A 19,021-nucleotide genomic window follows, 5' to 3' on the forward strand; every position below is an offset into this window, starting at 1 on the left:
CTACGAGGGATTTTTTTCATGTTTCGTATATCACTTTACCTGTCAGCTTCGTTTGATAGCCATTAAGATGAGACAGGTTGGCCTTATATTCTTCCGATTTCAAGATGCTCTTTACAGCTTCAAGCAGCTGCTGGTGTTTTTTCAAAATGACAATGTCGTATTGTTCCTCGATGAGCGGGATAAAATCAACGCTTCCCATATGTGCCGCGTGCTGCGCCCCGATTCCCGCGTCTGCCTGTCCCCTCGAGACTTGGGAGGCAACAGCATAATGATCAGTCACAATGTCACTGTAGCCCTTGACGTCTGAGGGTGTCACATCAAGCAGACCAAGCTGTTCGTCAAGCAGCACTCTTGCGCCCGATCCTTTTTCTCTGTTGATGATGCGGATGTCGGTTCGTTTCAGGTCATCCCAGCCTTGTATGTTTTTCGGATTTCCTTTTTGAACGTATAAGCCGGCTTTGCGAAGGACAACATTCATCTGACAAAACGGTTCGCCTGACAGAATGCGTTTGACATAAGGCGTATTATATTGAGCGGTTTCCGCATCGTACAGATGCAAGCTGACAATGTCGCATTTGCCTTGGTACATGTCAATGAGGCTGTTTAAGCTGCCTTTGTATTGGCGGAACGGCGTCTCTTGAATGGCATTTTCCAAATGCTTGCTGAGCAGATCCATCGATATATCCTGTCCGCTGATGACGACATTCCGCCTTCCCTCCGGCATCGGCTCCTGTGCCTTTCTCGGCTCTTCGGGTGAAGACACAGGCTGAGACATTCTCATGTTCGCCTTATATTGCTTTAAATCTGCTTCATCGACACGCATCTGCCTTCCGACACGGTAAGCAGGGATCATGCCTTTTTTAATCAAATCATAAACGGTCAGCTTTGATACCTTCAGCAGACCAGCAACTTCTTCTATCGTATAGGAAGAGGTTTCATTCATCATCATCACTCTCCTATTTCATTATACCTTTTCGGAGAATGTAAAAAAACCCACATAACCCAAACATAATCAGTTATAATTGGATATAACTAATTATAAGGGGTGCAATCATGTTTAAGAAGTATTCCATTCTGACCGCAGCATTAACTGTTTTTCTGCTTGCAGCAGCCTGCTCTGCCAGCCAGTCATCAAGTGACAATGAGAAAGAAGTGACCTTAACTGTCTCAGCAGCTGCCAGTGCCCAGGATGCACTCGAGGAAATTCAAAAGAATTACGAGAAAACCCATCACAATATTACAATCCAAGATAACTTTGGCTCATCAGGTGCCTTGCAAAAGCAAATTTCTCAAGGAGCCGGGGCGGATCTGTTCTTCTCAGCCGCTGAGGACAAATTCCAAAAGCTTGTAGATGATGGGGATATCGCTAAAAAAGACAGCACTCATTTAGTCGGAAATGAAATTGTGCTCGTTGTGCCTAAGGATGGAGATTCACCAGTCACAGGCTTCGACAATCTGACTGATTCAGAAAAAATCGCTCTTGGAACCCCGGAATCCGTGCCGGCAGGAGCATATGGAAAAGAATCACTGACAAAGCTGTCTCTATGGGACAAAGTAAAAGATAAGATCGTGTACGGAAAAGACGTTCGCCAGGTTCTTTCATATGTAGAAACAGGCAATGTAGACGCAGGTGTCGTTTATAAAACAGACGCGCTGATCTCTAAGAAAGTCAAAATCGTCGATGAGACAAAAGCTGATACACACAGCCCGATCGTTTACCCGTTAGGAATTGTAAAAGATACGAAACACCATAAGGAAGCGAAGCAATTTTACGATTACCTGCAAACTGACGAAGCGATGAAAGTGTTTGAGAAATATGGTTTTACTGCTGAATAACATCAGCACTTCAGAATTTTTCACGCCGGTTATGCTTTCTTTTCAAGTGGCGGCGGTCGCCGGAATCGCGGTGATCATTCTCGGAACTTTGGCAGGGGCATGGATGTCACGAGCATCATTTTTCGGAAAAACCGCACTCGAAACGATTTTTATGCTTCCTCTCGTTCTTCCGCCCACCGTTGTCGGTTTTATTTTGATCGTCATGTTTGGAAAGCACAGCTTCATCGGACAAACAATCGAATGGATCTTTCATCAGCCCGTCATTTTCACCTGGTGGGCCGCTGTGATTGCTTCTGCTATCGTGGCTTTTCCGCTTATGTATCAATCGGCCAAAACCGGATTTTCCGATATTGACCCCGATATAGAGGGAGCGGCAATGGTAGACGGCGCAAGCAGATGGAAGGTTTTTATCCATATCTCCATTCCGCTGGCGTATCCATCGTTGCTGACCGGAAGCATTCTCAGTCTGGCGCGGGCGCTCGGTGAATTCGGCGCCACCTTAATGTTTGCCGGGAATATCCCGGGTGTTACCCAAACGCTGCCGACAGCCATTTATGTCGCTTTGGATTCCGGCAACAACGCACTTGCATGGGCGTGGGTCGTCTGTATCATCGTCATTTCTTTTCTGATGCTGTTTTTGATTCAACTGAAAAAAACACATTAAAAAACTCCCCGTACTTAGACGGGGAGTTTTTGATTAAAACAGAAGCTCATCGGGGTTTGGACCGACACGTTCATCTTTATTTAACGCATCAATCTTGTCCATGTCTTCTTGAGACAATTCGAAATCAAAAATATCAGCGTTTTCGATAATACGGTGTTCTTTAATCGATTTTGGAATCGTTACAACTTCATGCTGAAGATCCCAGCGCAAAATCACTTGTGCTACAGATTTATTATATTTTTCAGCGATCTGTGTCAGCACGTCGTTATCAAGCAGCTGGCCCTGCATAAGCGGAGACCATGCTTCCAGCTGGATGCCTTGTTTTTTGCAGTAGTCTCTTAATTCTTTTTGCGTCAAACGAGGGTGAAATTCAACTTGGTTCACCATTGGTTTGATTTCAGCATCTTTCAAAAGCTCTTCTAAATGATGAACTTGGAAGTTGCTGACGCCGATCGCGCGGATTTTGCCGTCTTTGTACAGCTTTTCAAGCGCGCGCCATGTATCTTTATACTTATCCTTGCCAGGCCAGTGGATTAAATATAAGTCTAAATAATCAAGCTGAAGTCTTTCCAGGCTTTTTTCAAAGGCAGCAAGCGTTGTATCGTAGCCCTGATCTTCATTCCATACTTTTGATGTAATGAAGAGCTCTTCTCTTGCAACACCGGATTCTTTAATGCCGATGCCTACACCTTCTTCATTTTTATAGACAGCCGCTGTATCAATGCTGCGGTAGCCATTTTTAATCGCAGCTTTAACCGATTCAGTCGCTTCACTTCCGTTTTCTACTTTAAAAACACCAAGACCGAACCAAGGCATTTCAACTCCGTTATGTAGCTTTACAGTATCTTTTAAACTTGTTGCCACTTGAACATCCACCCTTCCATTGAAATGTAAGCGTCTATATTATCTCACATTCCTCTCAGCAGATACCAATAATACGCTTAAGAGCCTCTTTTTGCTTCTTTTTTCATACGGACGTTTTTTATTTCATAGTAAACAATACGCATTTGTACTATTTTTTTCCTATTTTATCAATTATAAGATTATTTAGACAGTGAGCAGGGTAAGCGAATACTGTAGCCCACAAAAACATAGAGGAGGAAACAAATTGAAACGTATTCGTATCCCAATGACTCTTGCACTTGGCGCCGCTTTGACAATTGCCCCTTTGTCCCTTGCCTCTGCTGAGGAAAATCCCGCACCGAAGATCTCACAGAAAACAACAGCCGGAACAGCTGCCGCAGAAGTCGGTTTAAACGTCAACCTTGATTTGCTAGGGATTGCCAACCAAATTTCAGATGCCATTAAATCAGCCCAGAACCGGGACGGTTTTGTGAAAAATCTCATGGAGTCTTCCTTCTACGCATCCGGCCAAAAATATAACGTCATGGTTTTTAACTTAAGCCAGGAATATGAAGATCACTTAAATGGTGTGCAGTTTTACGGCTCGGCCGTTTATGACGGCATTACGTACGGCATTTGGGTATTTGAGGACGGAAGCTTCACAAACAAAGGAGACGGCGGCTGGATCAACTGGGCCTTCAGAGGCTGGTTCGATCGAAACGACAACACTGTCGAATTCCATCGCCCCTAACCTATAGAAAAAAAAGCTGGCGTCAGGGGACTGACCCCATAAGATGAGACAAATAAAAAACACCTTCAAGTTTGAAAACGGATAGTTGTTATCCTTAAATAAGACTTGGAGGTGTTTTTTGTATGGGAACAAGAGTGAGTTATCCGATTGAAGTCAAACAGAAGGCTGTAGAAATGAGATTGGCAGGCGTACCTATGAAAGAGATCATGCAGGAATTGAATATCAAGAATAAGACGCAGGTTCAGACATGGGTTAGATGGCATAAGGCTGGGGATACACATCGATTTGAACAGCCTGTTGGTAAGCAATACACTTACGGAAAAGGTCCGGAGTATTCTTCCGAATTAGAGAAACTGCAGGCAGAGAACCGTTATCTGAGACAACAGAATGAAGTTCTAAAAAAGTACAACGAATTGGAAAGGAAGTTGATAGCCAAACGTCAGTCGAACTTGTAGAAGTATTGCACAGCACAATGACCGTACAGAATATCTGTGTTCATTTAGGTATTTCACGAGCATCTTATTATCGTTGGAAGAAGAACCTGATGAAAGATCATCCCAAGTGCCATTTGGAAAAACAAATCGGCACGTTGTGCCGAGAGCACAAGTATCGATATGGATATCGAAAAATTACAGCTATATTAAAAAAGGGAATGCGTATTAACCATAAAACGGTTCAGCGTATCATGCAGAAAAATCAGTGGCAGTGCCGGGTTAAGGTGAAAAAGCGCAAGAAGAATGGGCAGCCATATGCCGTGGTTGATAATATATTAGATCGGAACTTTCAGTCCGATCATCCTCTTGAAAAACTAGTAACGGATATCACATATTTGCCTTATGGACAGAAACAATTGTACCTTTCCAGTATATTGGATGTATACAATGGAGAAGTAATTGCTTTCACGATTGGAGATAAGCAGGACACAGACTTTGTCTTAAACACACTTGATCAGCTGCCAACACTGCCTCAGAACTGCGTGTTACATAGTGACCAAGGATCTGTGTATACATCTTATGAGTATCAGAAAGCTGTTAAAACAAAAGGCATTACCATGAGCATGTCCCGCAAAGGGACGCCCGCTGATAATGCCTCCATCGAATCGTTTCATTCCTCACTAAAGTCTGAAACGTTCTATCTTAACAGCATTAATCGAACCACGACCGCCATCGTAGAACGCACTGTCAAAGAATACATTTATTATTATAACAACATTCGTATTCAAACGAAACTAAACAGCCAATCACCGATAAGCTATCGGCAATTGGCTGTATAAAAGGTGTTTTGATCCCTGTCTCAAAAACGGGGGTCAGTCCCCAGATGCCAGCTTTTTTTCTTGGAATTATTCGCCGCCTTCTAGCATTGCGGCTTCCACATCATTAATATATTGGCGAAGCTCATGAGAGATGTCCCGGGAAATTTCCCGCTCCTCAAAGAGCGTCTGAATCTCATTTCTGATCGCCTGCACAGCCTTCAGCTTCACTTCCAGCTTCTGATTTTCAAAATGGGCGTTCGATTTATGTTCGTGATGGCTGTGCTCCAATCTGAAAATTAATTGTTTATAAAACGAGATGACCGAGAAAAATACTTCCTTATGTTCTTCCGGTATATGCTTTTCCAAATGTCCTATCGCAGCTTTAGCCGTTTTAACCCTAGTTGCTCTCATTAATCCCTCTTCGTTTAAAATCGACATCTCCGGCTTTTTATGTTCTCCGAAGAAAATCCAATACATCAGACGTTTCAGCCTTGTTTTTGATAAACCGACTTTAAACGGGTTGGCATACAAAATTTCCAATTCATTAAACCGTTCTTGCAGAGCGTTTGCCGTTTCTTCCGGGATGTCTCCCCGCTCCAGCAGTTTCATCAGTTCTTCCTGCTCGGCTTTAATCCCTTGAGCGCGGACTTTCCGTTCATACTTTTTTATGCGGGTTGACGTAGTATATTGCTGAAAACGAAGGTTTTTCATTTTCTCATTGTATTCGGCAATGACCGCAAGAGACGCCGTTTTGTTTGTATCATTCATGTCTTCTTTAATCGTTTTGAGAGCCGTTTTAATCAGCTTGCGTCTCGCCGTCAGCAGCTTCTTATTTTTTTCTTCGTCCTCTTCTTCTTTTTCAGTCAGAAGCGGAAGCACGAAGGTGGCAATAACAAGCGTGCATAAAATGACGCCTGCGGCTAAAAAGAGAATCAGATTTCTTTCCGGAAACGGTGTGCCATCCTCCAGGAAATATGGGATGGAGAATGAACCTGCAAGCGTAACCGCTCCCCGCACACCTGAAATGGAAATTAACAATGTAGAACGAAGTCCCGGCTTATAAATGGTTTGATCTTTATTAAAGAACCACTTGCCGTTCCAGAAGAACAGCACCCACAGAAATCTAAGAAGCATTAACGTAAATGTAATGACCAGAATATAGCCGATCACTTTCATGTTGCTGATCGCTGTATCGTTAAAAATCACCGAAATGACATCCGGAATCTGTGTGCCAAGGATGACAAAGACAAGACCGTTCAAAATAAATAAAATAATGTTCCACGTACTCGATGAGACGATTTGCAGCTTCACCATCGTCGATTCGAGACGGTCCTGTTCAACCGCATGCGTAATACCGCCCGCCACAACGGCTAAAATGCCGGAAACACCGATTTCCTCCGCTGCCAAATAAATCACAAAAGGCGTCAGAATTTGAATCAGCATGTGCATCGTGACATCCTGCATGCCAAGGCGGCGCAGGAATAGACGAAAGCGGATAATCAAGAACGAAATGACAACCCCGCACAAAAGGCCGCCAACAGAAATAAACACAAAGCTGACAGCTGCTTGCGCCAGTGAAAATGCCCCGGTAACCGCTGCGGCAATCGCAAATTTAAAGGCGACCAGACCTGATGCATCATTCATCAGTCCTTCCCCTTCAAGCAGGCGCAGAATTCCTTTCGGCATCTTCACCCTTCCTGATAATGCGCTGACAGCGACAACATCAGTCGGTGAAAGAATGGCTGCCAGCCCAAAGGCCGCTGCCAGCGGAATATCAGGAATCATCCAGTGGATCGTGTATCCTCCTACAATCACAGTCGCAAATACAAGGCCAAGTGCAAGCAATAAAATGGGAGCTCTTAAATTCCAAAGCTCAGCCCGAGGCGTCCTCTTTCCATCATTAAATAGAAGAGGCGCAATAAACAAGACGAAAAACAATTCCGTGTTTAATTCAAAATGAAGCCCCTGTGGAAATGAGGCGGCAATAATCCCAAGCGCCACCTGAATCAGAGGCACTGGAATAAACGGGATAAACCGATTGACAATGTTAGAAATCGCAATAATAGCCAGTAAAACAAGGACGACTAAAAATATGTCCAAATGCATAACCTCCTTAATCTGCTGCGTATCTGCATGATGAGTTGATCAATATTTGTCCGAAGAGGCTGAGGCTTGCAAAAGATAAAGGATGGCCTTACATCCAATACTGGATTCCGCAGGAGTCTCCTCCACACTAGTCTTCTTTTATAGTACCCTTTTTAGGGTATTTTTTCTCATGATATGCTCATGGTGAACTTTTTTGCCGCAAAGCAAAATCAAAAAGAGACAGGGCAATCCCCCCTGTCTCTCATCTCAATTATGAAAATTCATCCCGTCAGTTGTCGCTTTAATGATACCGGCGCGAATGACGAAGTCACCGAAGTGCTCACCTTCCTCGCGTTCTTTCGCATAGCGGGAAAGCAGGACGCGCAGCTCGCTCAAAATGTCTTCTTCTCCGATATTTTCGCGGTACATTTTGCTTAAGCGGCTGCCGTCAAACGCAGCGCCTAGATACATATTATATTTCCCAGGCGCCTTTCCGATAAATCCGATCTCTCCGAGCGCATGGCGGGCGCAGCCGTTCGGGCAGCCTGTCATGCGAATGGTAATTTCCTCATCACGAAGACCGTTTTCATCAATAATCTCATCCACTTTATCTAAAAGGGACGGCAAATAACGTTCTGCTTCAGCCATCGCCAATCCGCAGGTCGGAAGAGCAACACACGCCATAGAGCTGCGGCGCAGCGCTGTATAATGCTTTCCGTCAGTTAACCCGTATTGATCGATTAATGCGTTGATTTCATCCTTTTTCTCGCTTGGAACATTACCGATAATCAAGTTCTGATTGGCTGTCAGACGGAAATCGCCTGTATGAACTTTAGCAATTTCACGCAAGCCTGTCATCAGCTTATAATCTTCGTAATCCGTCACACGGCCGCCTTCGACAAACAGCGTAAAATGCCATTTATCCTCAATGCCTTCCACCCATCCGTAGCGGTCGCCGTTATGATCAAAATGGTACGGCTTCGCTTCTTCCAGGCTCCAGCCGAGACGGTTTTCCAATTCCTCTTTCACTGTTTCCAAACCGAGGCGGTCAACTGTGTATTTGAAACGGGCATTTTTACGGACGGAACGGTTTCCGTAGTCACGCTGAATCGTAATTGTTTTTTCAGCAACGTCATACATTTGTTCAGGGCGGCAGAATCCAATTACCTTGGCTAACTGCGGATATGTCGCTTTGTCGCCGTGCGTCATTCCCATACCGCCGCCGATTGCCACGTTAAAACCGATGAGCTTGCCGTCTTCCACAATCGCAATGAATCCGAGATCCTGCGAAAAGACGTCAATGTCATTTGACGGCGGAACCGCAATACCGATTTTGAATTTCCGCGGCAGGTAAAGCGGCCCGTACATCGGCTCGACTTCTTCTGCGTCAGGCGTGCCGGCCACTCTTTCCTCATCAAGCCAAATTTCATGATACGCTCTTGTTCGGGGCAGGAGATCATCACTTAATTTTTTGGACCATTCGTATACTTCGGAATGGATTTCAGACTGGTAAGGATTCGATGCGCACATCACATTCCGGTTTACGTCCCCGCAAGCCGCGATTGTATCCAGAAGAGCCGAATGGATCGTCTGAATGGTTTTTTTCATGTTCCATTTTAAAATCCCGTGCATTTGGAACGTTTCACGCGTCGTCAGCTTTAGGGTGCCATTACCGTATTTCTGCGAAAGATCATCCATCACGAGCCATTGCTCAGGCGTCGATACGCCGCCCGGCATACGGACGCGCAGCATGAACTGATAGGCCGGTTCAAGCTTTTGCTTTTGGCGTTCATTGCGGAGATCGCGGTCATCCTGCAAATAACTGCCGTGGTGTTTCATCAGGCGGTTGTCATCATCCGGAATTCCCGCACTGATCCGATCCAGCATCACTTCTTTTAGTGTGCCGCGCAAATAATCGCTTTCTTCTTTAATGCGCTCGACGTCACTTGGAGAGCCGTCCGGTGCTTTTAAGATTTTGGTCACCATGTTGAAAAACTCCTTTCAGGTCAAATCAGTATACATCACGCTGATAACGTTTTTGCTGCTGCATATCGGCAAGATAAACTTCCGCTTCTTCACGGGTCATATTGCCTTCTTTTTCTATAATTTCCAAGAGTGTGTTATGGACATCGTGTGCCATGTGCTTTTCATCTCCGCAAATGTAAACAGCCGCTCCTTCTTGAAGCCATTCAAACAGTTCTGCGCTCTGCTCAAGCATGCGGTGCTGCACATACACTTTTTCTTCCGTATCGCGTGAGAACGCTACGTCCATTTTTGTCAGCACGCCGTCTTTCAGCCAATTCTGCCACTCTGTCTGATATAGGAAATCTGTGACAAAATGCTGATCACCGAAGAACATCCATGCTTTTCCTTCAGCTCCCGTCTCCTCGCGCTCCTGCATAAAGGAACGGAACGGCGCAACGCCTGTCCCAGGGCCGACCATGATAATCGGTGTTTCAGGATCCTTCGGAAGCTTGAAGTTCTGATTATGCTGGACATAAACCGGCAGTGTGTCTCCCGGCTGCAGACGCTCCGCGCATAAAATCGAGCAGACGCCTTTTCGTTCGCGGCCATGCGCGTCGTACCGAACTGCACCAATCGTTAAATGCACTTCATCCGGGTTTGCGGATAAGCTGCTCGCAATTGAATAGAGGCGGGCCGGCATTTTTCGAAGAATGGATACGAACTCCTGCGCCGTTACACTGAACGGGCCATAATCCCGGATCAGATCAAGCAAATCGCGCCCTTCAATATACGCTTTCACTTTACCCTCATTTCCCGGTGCTAAAAGCTCTCTAAGCTCCTCGCTTCCCGTCAAATGAGCAGCCTGTTCAAGAAGCGGCTTTGTGAGAACAGTAATTTCATAATGAGAAATCAGCGCTTCTTTCAGCGGGCGGACATCGCCTTGCTTATTCAGCGTCACAATCTCTTCGGGATCCCAATTCATTTCCTGAAGCAGCGCATCGACAAGCTCCGGATCATTTTCCGGATAGACGCCGAGGCTGTCACCAGGTTCATACGTAAGGCCTGATCCTTCAAGAGATAATTCCACATGGCGTGTTTCTTTATTTGATCCGCGGCCGTTTAAATTTAAATTTTCTAACACTTCCGCCCGAAACGGATTTGTTCTTGAATACGCAGATTCACCAGTTTGAGGCGCTGCGGCCGGCGCAGGCGCGGCGCTTCCGCCCTCAGCTTCACTTAAGCCCTCAAATACGCTTTCCAGCCATTCAGCAGCCGGCTCATCATAATCCAAATCACAGTCAACGCGCGGAGAAATTCGTTTCCCGCCAAGCTCTTCTAAGCGCTGATCAAATTCTTTTCCTGTCTGACAGAAGAATTCGTATGAACTGTCACCAAGCGCCAAAACAGAAAAGCGAAGATCATCAAGCTTAGGCGCCCGTCTTCCGTGCAAAAATTCGTGAAACGACAGCGCGTTATCAGGCGGCTCACCTTCGCCATGCGTACTGACGACAATCAGAAGATTGTTAATTTTCTTGAGCTGGTTCGGCTTAAAGTCGCTCATGGATGAAACGGTGACTTGAAAGCCTCGCTCCTCAAGCTGCTTGCCGGCGTTCTCTGCAAGCCCTTGTGCGTTTCCCGTCTGTGAACCGTAAAGGACGGTGACTTCTTTTGAAATGGCCGGTGCCGTTACACCCGCAGACACAGCAGCCGGCGCCCCCGATGTTTCCAGGACGGAAACAGATTGCGCTGATAAATAGCCGCTCAGCCAGATTTTCTGAGATTCTGTCAAGGTTGGCAGAAGGCGGTTAAGGAGCTCTGCCTGCTCCTGATTAAACGGACTGTTCATTACCTGAAGTTGCAACGTATCCACCTCACAAAATTGTATAAACTGATCGAAATAGTATCTAATTGAACTTTACCGGAAGACACACCGCAAGTAAAATATATTTACATGATGATAACGATTAAGATTATTAATGATAAAACCCCTTTGTCTCATTTAAATGAAGAAAAAAGAGAAGGCACCCTTCTCTTTCAATCAGCACTCTTATATAAATGAGGGGGCACAGCACTCACAAACGGACTTGGTTCACCGATAGAAGAAACGGTCAGCCCGTGCATGGCCCGGGTGCAGGCAGTGTACAGCAGCCTCCGGTCGTGCTCTGTTCTATATTGTTCTTCTGAGGCATCATAGACAAGTACTGCGTCAAACTCAATTCCCTTCGCTAAATAAACCGGAATAACACAGACTCCCTTTTGAAACGTTTGGTTTTCTTTATGAATCAGCCGAATATCGGTATATTCGCTTATTTGAGCGTGTGCCTGTCTTGACTGCTGCGCCGTTTTGCAAATAACAGCAATGGTTTCATGCCCTTTCTTTCTAAGTCGCCCAATTTCTCGCATAAGCTTTTGACAAAGATCCTCGCGACCCTCGCTTTTTAACACGCAGGGCATTTCCCCATCTCTGTTAAAAGGCTCAATGTCCGCTCCGTCCTGCAGCAGCGCTTTTGTCAATTCCACAATTTGTCTCGTTGATCTGTACGTTCTTTTTAAACGGACACACTCAGCCTGCTCTTTTTCAAAGCCGGCATCCATACGTGCTGCACCGTTTATCGCATGGGCGTAAATAGACTGATTGATATCCCCGAGCACCGTCATGCTGGCAGACGGAAAAATACTCCTTATATACGCCATCTGGAATGGAGAATAATCTTGAGCTTCATCGATAAATAGATGTTTGATCTGCATGTTTTTCTTTCTGCCTTCTAGCAAATCCTGCAAATATAGAAATGGAGACGCGTCCTCATAGAGAAGTTTATTTTCTCCAAATGCCGATCTTGTCAGCTCCCCTATTGCCGCAGTATCCTCTGTTTGAGCTTTGCTTCCCCAGTCAGAAAACAATTGCAGATACAGCTGTTTGACATCAAGAAACGCCAGCTGCCTGACCGCCTGTTTAATTGCTCTGAAGGCCTTTTTTACAATCATGGCGGCAAGCAGCTGCTGTTCTCTCTGATGATCGTTAAATGTACTCTCACTAAACCGTTTCTTTGCCTGCAGCTTTTTGTACACTTCCAAATATTCCTCTTTGTCGAGAAGCTCGGCTTCCTGAACGACCCAATCCTTTCGCCGTTCCTTTTTCTCCAGCTTGTTAAGCTCACTCAGCAGCCAATTTGCCGTTTGTTCCATCCGGTTCGGAATGGACAGGCTTTGATCAAGCGAGTAAAAATACGCTTGGACTTGTTCCTTTGTGATCAGTTTTTGTCCGCGGAAAACGATATTTTTAAAGATCATTCCTTCAGAAGACAGCCTGCTGGCGTATTCATCAATAAATTGCTGAAAAGATAAGCCTGCCTTCCACGTGATTCCGGCAAGCCTTGATTGAAAACTGTCATCTTTTGTTTTGGTCAGGCAATATTCCAGCTGATCAAAGGGGCTTTCACATTGAAACTTGCGGCCAAGCCGATGCTCGATATATTCCTGAAACGTCGCCTGTTCCATATTTTCTTCGCCTAATTCAGGCAAAACAGAGGAGACATAGCTGTTAAACAAAAAGTTTGGGGAAAATAAAACGATTTGTCCAGCATCAATTACACCGCGGTGCCTGTATAACAAATAAGCGACACGCTGGAGCGCTGCTGACGTTTTTCCGCTGCCTGCCGCACCCTGCACAATCAGAAATTTGCTTTTTTCATTTCGGATAATCTGATTTTGTTCTCTCTGAATCGTAGACACGATGTTTTTCATTTGTGTATCAGAGTGATGGCTTAATACCTCTTGCAGCATTTCATCGCCGATCGTCATATCAGTATTAAACATCGCTTTGAGAGCGCCGTTTTTAATAATAAACTGGCGCTTCAGCACCATTTCCCCTTCTATCGTTTCGCCGGGAACCTCATATTCAGCTTTTCCTGGGGAATAATTATAGTAAAGGCTTGATATCGGTGCTCTCCAATCATAAATCAGAAAGTGTTCCTCCTGCTCATCCATACAGGATGCTAAACCGATATAGATCTGCTCCGCCTGTTTCTCGCCGTTTTCAATAAAATCAATCCGGCCGAAATAAGGCGATGCTTTTAATTGATGAATTCGTTTGAGCTGCTGATCCATATGCCGATGATTCCGTTCCCGATCAGACAGCAGCTCTGCCTGCTGCTTAATGCTTGCCATCGTTTCAACCGCTTCATGGACGTCATCAAAGTTAACCGTGACATCCTCCCAGAAGTTTTTTCGTAATCCGATAATATCATGCTTTAATCCGCCCGCGGACGTTTCGAGAAGCCGCTCTTTATTCTCGAGCTCCTGCAGTACATCATCTATTCTTGACTGCTCTTCTTTCCATTCCTTATCATGCTGATTCATGAACGGCACCTCCAGAAAATAGTTGACAAACGAAGAAGAAATAATGTAAAATAGAATTGGATATATATTTAATATATGATAAAAACAGGCAAATACAATTTATAATAGCACATTCACCCAACATCGTTCAAGGTTTGGGTTATTTATATGCATAAAAAAAACGATTTCAACTCGAAATCGTTTTTTTTATTTTAAGATTTCACTGTTGTACGTGCTTTTTAAGGTTGCGAATCTTCTCTTTCATCAGTATCGATTCCTTATAACATTCAATCTTCCATATGAAAATATATCTTTTTCATTTTAAAAACACACAGAGCTTTGCCGTGTTTATCAGTTCATCTCACGTGAAGAGTGACTAAACTGGCTGTATTATCATCCATATAGCAACTAAAATCAATAGCCTTCCATCCTTGCTATCATACCTATAGACGCAGTAAAATAGTCATTTTTTATCCAATTTCGACATATTTCAACAAAATGAAGTTTCTAATTCGGGAGATTAGGACGATGTTACATTATTTCTCATGGTTTATGATATGAACATGAAGAAAGAACCAGAATAAGCTAGGAGGAAATACTCAGTGAAGAAAAAGCTATATATGATGTTGCTGGCTTTCGTCGTAGCCGTAACAAGTTTTACGGCTATTGACCTAGTAAACAACAAAGCAGAAGCTAAAGATTGGGTTAAAAAAGGTCAAATATGGAGTACTCATTACCATTCGGGCTCATTTAAAAACTATACTTACTCGCCAACTTTTCATATTTATTATCCAGGGCAAGGAACTTGGGCCAACATTACGGCAAACGGATCAGGCAGCGGGAAAATTACAGCAACTCTGCAACAAAAGACAAATAAAGGCTGGAAAAATGTGAAAACTTTTTATGCAAAGAAAAAAGGCTCTACAAATTTAAGTTACAAACAAGCTTCTAAAAGCTACAAAACAAATTACAGATTCAAATTCACTAACACAGGAACTAAAAAGACCATCAGCTATACATTTTGGGCTACTTATTAATTTCAAACAACTTTGCTCTGCGTGGTCAGCATTTGAAAAGACTTTGATCCAGCTGGCTGCAATAAAAAAACCTCTCCGACATGGATGAGGTTTCTTTTATTTACTGGCTATCTAAGCGAAAATAACGGTTTGGCAGCTTCCAATTGAACATATAAGAACAAACGCGGCATACGACGAGCACAAAAAACAGCGCGTATAAACCGATCGAGTTTCCGGTCCAGCCCAAGCCGACGATTAAACCGCCGAGCGCCGCCCATACCGCATAGATTTCCGCTTTCAGCACGAGCGGCTTGCGCCCGGCAAGCAGGTCCCGAATGATTCCTCCGCCGCTTCCCGTCAGCACCGCAGCCACGATAACGGCACTAAGCGGATGCCCCATTTTAACGGCATACAGGGCGCCCTGAATAGCGAAGGCTGCAAGACCAATCGCATCCGATAAATTTCCCCATTTGTTCCAATGCTTCAGCAGCAGCTTTGGAAACAAGAAAACGATCGTGATCGATACCAGAGCGATTTGAAAGTACGCACCCTGCTCCCACAATGCTGACACCGGAACGCCGATCAGCAAATTGCGGATCGCTCCTCCTCCAAAAGCTGTGACAATTCCTAATATATAAACACCTAAAATATCATATTCTTCTTCCATCGCAACAATTGCGCCGCTAACCGCAAACGCAATGATGCCGATCACACTGAGCAGCTCCCAAGCCATTCTGATGACTCCCTTTATATTTGTTAAATTTTCTGACGACCTCTAGATTTTATAACCGCTTCAGGTGAAAATCAATAACATTTTTATGATAAAAAAAGATAAATTTAGAGGGAAAACAGCAAACACCGATCAGCATGGGTTTACCTCTGGCAGCTCCTATCATTTGTACAAGTTAAAAAAGCGCCCTGCATTCGCGGGCGCTTTTTTCTTATTCAGATTTTTCACCTTTTAAAAGGCACATAAAAATGATGATCAGAATAAAAGCAATCAAGGCCAGAAACGGAATGGTTACAAAACCGAACCAGTTAATATATTGACCCGAGCAAGGCACACCGCTTACACATGGCTTGATGCCGCTAAAGCCCGGCACTTTTTGCTCCAGATAATGCATAATCGAAATAAATGCGCCGATAATTGCCATCGGCAGCACATACTTTTTCACGCGTGTGTCACCCTGAAAGGTGGCGATTCCTAAAATCAGAACGAGCGGATACATGAGGATACGCTGGTACCAGCACAGTTCACATGGGATGAACTTTTTGATTTCACTGAAATACAGGCTGCCCAGCATGGCGCTAAGAGCAACAACCCAGGAAGCATATAAAAAAACAATTCTATTTTTCATTCGCTTACTTCCCTTTCAGCTCTTTTTCTATCGTTTCTTTAATTTCTTCATAATCCGAAAAATCACTGATCACTTTATCATTAACGTAAATCGTAGGCGTTGCTTTTATGTTCATTTTATGATTAAGGTCCGAATCCTTTTCCACTGCAGAAGCAAATGTTTCCTTATCAAGATTGTCCTTCAGCGTATCAGGATTTACCTTTGTCGTGCTTTTTGCGATATCACCGAGAACCGCCGGCGTTACCCATTCCTGTTCTGTGTCCGGCTGCTTGTCAAACAGCTTTTCATGAAATGCCCAGAAAGAATCAGGATCTTCTTTCCATACTTCCTCTGAGGCAAGAGCCGCTAACGTTGAGCCTTTTCCATGGAACATGACGTTCACGAAAGAAAATTTCACATCGCCCTTGTCAATAAAGTCTTTTTGGATTTTAGGGAAGATGTCGCTGTTAAACATCTTGCAAGACGGACATTTATAATCTCCGAATTCCACTACCGTTACCGGTGCATCATTTTTGCCAAGCACAGGCTGGCCTTTGATAGACGGCTGTCCTGACACTGCTTCGTTGCCTTGCTCCGTTTTGTTATTAATGATGACAATTGCTGCTAACAAGACAACAACGACAACCGTAAGGATGACCGCGAATTTCGCAGAAGACTGCTGTTTCTTTTTCACTCCGACACCTCATCGTTTTAAAATTAAAAAAGAAGCGGATCTCAATTGACCCACTTCTTTATTTTAACAAGACAACCGTCTATAAGAAAAGCCCGAAATAGTGAATTCTCTCCGACAATTATCTTATTTTGAGGCGCATCACGCGCATAGCGTTTGCAACAGCGAGAAGCGTAACACCGACATCTGAGAAAACCGCCTCCCACATGGTCGCAAATCCAAACGCTCCGAGTAAGAGGAAAATGGCCTTAACACCTAAAGCAAATCCGATGTTTTGCCACACGATTCGCCGAGTCCGTTTTGCAATCCGAATCGCTTCCGCTATTTTTGACGGCTGATCTGTCATCAGCACAACATCCGCGGCTTCTACAGCTGCATCTGACCCGAGTCCGCCCATCGCCGCTCCAATGTCCGCGCGTGCAAGCACCGGAGTGTCATTAATTCCGTCACCGACAAAAATGAGTTTTTCATTCGGGAGCAGCTTCGATTCCAATGCTTCTACCCGCTCCACTTTATCCTCCGGCAGCAGCTCCGCATAAACCTCGTCGAGGCCGAGCTGTTTTCCGACTGTTTCTCCTGTCTGTTTTGAATCGCCCGTCAGCATGACTGTCTGTTTGATACCGAGCGATTTCAAATCTGCGATCGCTTGTTTTGCGTCTTCCTTTACTTCATCTGCTATGATGATCGCCCCGGCATAGCGCTGATCAATAGCCACGTGAACAATTGTACCGGCGTTTTCATCCGGGACGCTCTCAATCTGCTCTCTTTCCATCAGCTTCTTGTTCCCCGCAAGGATTTCTTTTCCGTTCACCTTTGCGAAAATACCGTGCCCGGATATTTCCTCATATGACTCGATTGTGTCCGGGGAAAGCGGCTTCCCATAGGCTTTCCGCACAGATTCTGCAATCGGGTGCTGAGAGTGGAGCTCAGCGTATGCCGCGGCTTTGAGTAAAGTCGCCTTCGAAAAACCTTTCGCAGGTTTGATCTCTGTCACTTCAAAGCTGCCTTTTGTCAGTGTGCCTGTTTTATCAAACACAGCGTATTTGACTTGATGTAAGGCTTCTAAGTAATTGCTTCCTTTCACAAGCACCCCGGCCTTCGAAGCTGCGCCGATTCCGCCGAAGAAACCGAGCGGAATGGAGACAACAAGGGCGCATGGGCATGAAATGACTAAGAAAATAAGCGCGCGGTACACCCAATCAGAAAGTAAAGCGCCAGGAATAAACAGCGGCGGGACAAATGCCAGCAGGGCGGCGATAATGACGACAGCCGGTGTATAATACTTGGCAAACTTCGTGATAAAGTTTTCGGTCCGCGCTTTACGGCTGCTCGCATTTTGAACCAAATCTAATATTTTGGATACCGCGGAATCCTGATAGCCTTTTGTTACTTCTATATGCAGAACGCCGTTTTGATTGATAAAGCCGGACATGACTTCTTGTCCTTCTGCCGCTTTTCTTGGTACAGATTCTCCTGTCAGCGCTGATGTATCAACCATCGCCGATCCCTGCACAACCTTTCCGTCCAGCGGTATGCTTTCTCCCGGGTTGACGACAATGATATCTCCTGTCTGCACGTCCTCCGGAGAAACGGTCTTGATGCCGTCTCCTATTTTCATATTGGCGTAATCCGGCCTGATATCCATTAATGCACTGATCGATTTTCTAGAACGGCTGACCGCGGCTCCTTGAAACAGCTCGCCGATTTGATAAAACAGCATCACAGCAACGCCTTCCGGGTATTGCTGAATTAAAAAAGCGCCGATTGTAGCAAGAGCCATTAAAAAATGTTCATCAAACACTTGTCCGCGGCTGATATTTTTGACCGCTCGAACGACAATGTCTCCTCCGATTATCAAGTAGGCGGCGAAAAATAATAAAAATTCCAGCATTGGGCCGGCATGAATCAAATATGCCGCCGCTCCGAGAAGGACCGCTGCTGCCATTCTGATCAGCATATTGATCATTCTTTTTCGATAACCGTCATCTGCTGATTTCTTTTTATGTTTCGGACGAACTGTTACATGAGGATCAATTGATTTTACTTTTTTCTCGACCTTATTGGTGACCCATTGTTCTTCTTTGCCATCGGCTGAGACAGTCAGTGTGCTTGCTGCAAAGTTAACCGCGCATCCGTCAACGCCTTTGATGCCTTTGACGCCATTTTCGATTTTTTGTGCGCAGTTGCTGCAATCCAAACCGTCCAGAACATATTCCCGCGTCACTTGTTTCATTTGTCTCACC

At 44.8% G+C, this 19,021-nt stretch carries 15 protein-coding genes; 5 read left to right on the top strand and 10 right to left on the bottom strand.

What is annotated here, in order from left to right; translation table 11 throughout:
* Positions 1-16 precede the first annotated feature (16 nt).
* On the bottom strand, positions 17-943 hold the full coding sequence (locus NSS75_RS17925) for a substrate-binding domain-containing protein (protein WP_024122829.1): 927 nt from the start codon (positions 941-943) through the stop codon (positions 17-19).
* Positions 944-1,053: 110 nt separating this feature from the next.
* Here NSS75_RS17925 and modA point away from each other — a divergent pair, with 110 nt between their 5' ends.
* A complete protein-coding gene (gene modA, locus NSS75_RS17930; RefSeq protein WP_024122830.1) occupies positions 1,054-1,836 on the top strand; it encodes a molybdate ABC transporter substrate-binding protein in 783 nt (260 codons plus the stop codon).
* A complete protein-coding gene (gene modB, locus NSS75_RS17935) occupies positions 1,808-2,500 on the top strand; it encodes a molybdate ABC transporter permease subunit (RefSeq protein WP_142389204.1) in 693 nt (230 codons plus the stop codon). Before modA ends, modB begins: the two co-directional genes overlap by 29 nt.
* A 33-nt stretch (positions 2,501-2,533) precedes the next feature.
* Here the strand turns inward: modB and pgoN are convergent, their stop codons facing one another.
* The gene (pgoN, locus tag NSS75_RS17940) at positions 2,534-3,364 is read right to left on the bottom strand and encodes a glyoxal/methylglyoxal reductase (RefSeq protein ID WP_024122832.1); all 831 of its coding nucleotides are present in this window, start codon (positions 3,362-3,364) and stop codon (positions 2,534-2,536) included.
* Positions 3,365-3,608: 244 nt separating this feature from the next.
* Here pgoN and yvgO point away from each other — a divergent pair, with 244 nt between their 5' ends.
* Complete coding sequence (gene yvgO, locus NSS75_RS17945) at positions 3,609-4,094, top strand: stress response protein YvgO (RefSeq protein WP_024122833.1); 486 nt, start codon at positions 3,609-3,611, stop codon at positions 4,092-4,094.
* A 122-nt stretch (positions 4,095-4,216) separates the two neighbouring features.
* A protein-coding gene (locus NSS75_RS17950) for an IS3 family transposase (protein ID WP_339233173.1) occupies positions 4,217-5,367 on the top strand; the annotation gives its coding sequence in 2 pieces (ribosomal slippage) (positions 4,217-4,490 and positions 4,490-5,367; 1,152 coding nt in all).
* A 66-nt stretch (positions 5,368-5,433) separates the two neighbouring features.
* On the opposite strand, the gene NSS75_RS17955 is transcribed toward NSS75_RS17950, so the two are convergent.
* From NSS75_RS17955 to helD, 4 genes are all read right to left on the bottom strand, one after another.
* A complete protein-coding gene (locus tag NSS75_RS17955) occupies positions 5,434-7,446 on the bottom strand; it encodes a Na+/H+ antiporter (RefSeq protein ID WP_101859956.1) in 2,013 nt (670 codons plus the stop codon).
* Between the two features lie 252 nt (positions 7,447-7,698).
* Entirely contained in the window at positions 7,699-9,417 is a 1,719-nt protein-coding gene (gene cysI / locus NSS75_RS17960) for an assimilatory sulfite reductase (NADPH) hemoprotein subunit (RefSeq protein ID WP_044159104.1), read from the bottom strand.
* A gap of 25 nt (positions 9,418-9,442) precedes the next feature.
* Entirely contained in the window at positions 9,443-11,257 is a 1,815-nt protein-coding gene (locus NSS75_RS17965; RefSeq protein WP_216393862.1) for an assimilatory sulfite reductase (NADPH) flavoprotein subunit, read from the bottom strand.
* A gap of 173 nt (positions 11,258-11,430) precedes the next feature.
* Complete coding sequence (helD, locus tag NSS75_RS17970) at positions 11,431-13,755, bottom strand: RNA polymerase recycling motor HelD (RefSeq protein WP_339234227.1); 2,325 nt, start codon at positions 13,753-13,755, stop codon at positions 11,431-11,433.
* A 581-nt stretch (positions 13,756-14,336) separates the two neighbouring features.
* On the opposite strand from helD, the gene NSS75_RS17975 reads away from it, so the two are divergent.
* Positions 14,337-14,771, top strand: a complete 435-nt coding sequence (locus NSS75_RS17975; RefSeq protein WP_024122837.1) for a hypothetical protein — start codon at positions 14,337-14,339, stop codon at positions 14,769-14,771.
* 100 nt (positions 14,772-14,871) lie between these two features.
* On the opposite strand, the gene NSS75_RS17980 is transcribed toward NSS75_RS17975, so the two are convergent.
* The 4 genes from NSS75_RS17980 to NSS75_RS17995 form a co-directional block, all read right to left on the bottom strand.
* Positions 14,872-15,483: a trimeric intracellular cation channel family protein gene (locus NSS75_RS17980; protein ID WP_010331875.1), complete on the bottom strand. Its 612-nt coding sequence runs from the start codon at positions 15,481-15,483 to the stop codon at positions 14,872-14,874.
* Positions 15,484-15,691: 208 nt separating this feature from the next.
* Positions 15,692-16,108, bottom strand: a complete 417-nt coding sequence (locus NSS75_RS17985) for a disulfide oxidoreductase (protein ID WP_095713026.1) — start codon at positions 16,106-16,108, stop codon at positions 15,692-15,694.
* Between the two features lie 4 nt (positions 16,109-16,112).
* The gene (locus tag NSS75_RS17990; RefSeq protein WP_095713025.1) at positions 16,113-16,781 is read right to left on the bottom strand and encodes a DsbA family protein; all 669 of its coding nucleotides are present in this window, start codon (positions 16,779-16,781) and stop codon (positions 16,113-16,115) included.
* Positions 16,782-16,899: 118 nt separating this feature from the next.
* Positions 16,900-19,011, bottom strand: coding sequence for a heavy metal translocating P-type ATPase (locus NSS75_RS17995; protein ID WP_339234233.1), 2,112 nt, complete (start codon positions 19,009-19,011; stop codon positions 16,900-16,902).
* Positions 19,012-19,021 lie beyond the last annotated feature (10 nt).

The organism is Bacillus sp. FSL K6-1012, assembly GCF_037964915.1.
GTDB classification, from domain to species: Bacteria; Bacillota; Bacilli; order Bacillales; family Bacillaceae; genus Bacillus; species Bacillus halotolerans.

Excerpts from the sequence above, each read along its gene's own strand:
- NSS75_RS17980 (WP_010331875.1), bottom strand. The coding sequence starts at position 15,483 with ATGGCTTGGGAGCTGCTCAGTGTGATCGGCATCATTGCGTTTGCGGTT.
- NSS75_RS17925 (WP_024122829.1), bottom strand. The coding sequence starts at position 943 with ATGAATGAAACCTCTTCCTATACGATAGAAGAAGTTGCTGGTCTGCTG.
- NSS75_RS17995 (WP_339234233.1), bottom strand. The coding sequence starts at position 19,011 with ATGAAACAAGTGACGCGGGAATATGTTCTGGACGGTTTGGATTGCAGC.
- cysI (WP_044159104.1), bottom strand. The coding sequence starts at position 9,417 with ATGGTGACCAAAATCTTAAAAGCACCGGACGGCTCTCCAAGTGACGTC.
- NSS75_RS17985 (WP_095713026.1), bottom strand. The coding sequence starts at position 16,108 with ATGAAAAATAGAATTGTTTTTTTATATGCTTCCTGGGTTGTTGCTCTT.
- modA (WP_024122830.1), top strand. The coding sequence starts at position 1,054 with ATGTTTAAGAAGTATTCCATTCTGACCGCAGCATTAACTGTTTTTCTG.
- helD (WP_339234227.1), bottom strand. The coding sequence starts at position 13,755 with ATGAATCAGCATGATAAGGAATGGAAAGAAGAGCAGTCAAGAATAGAT.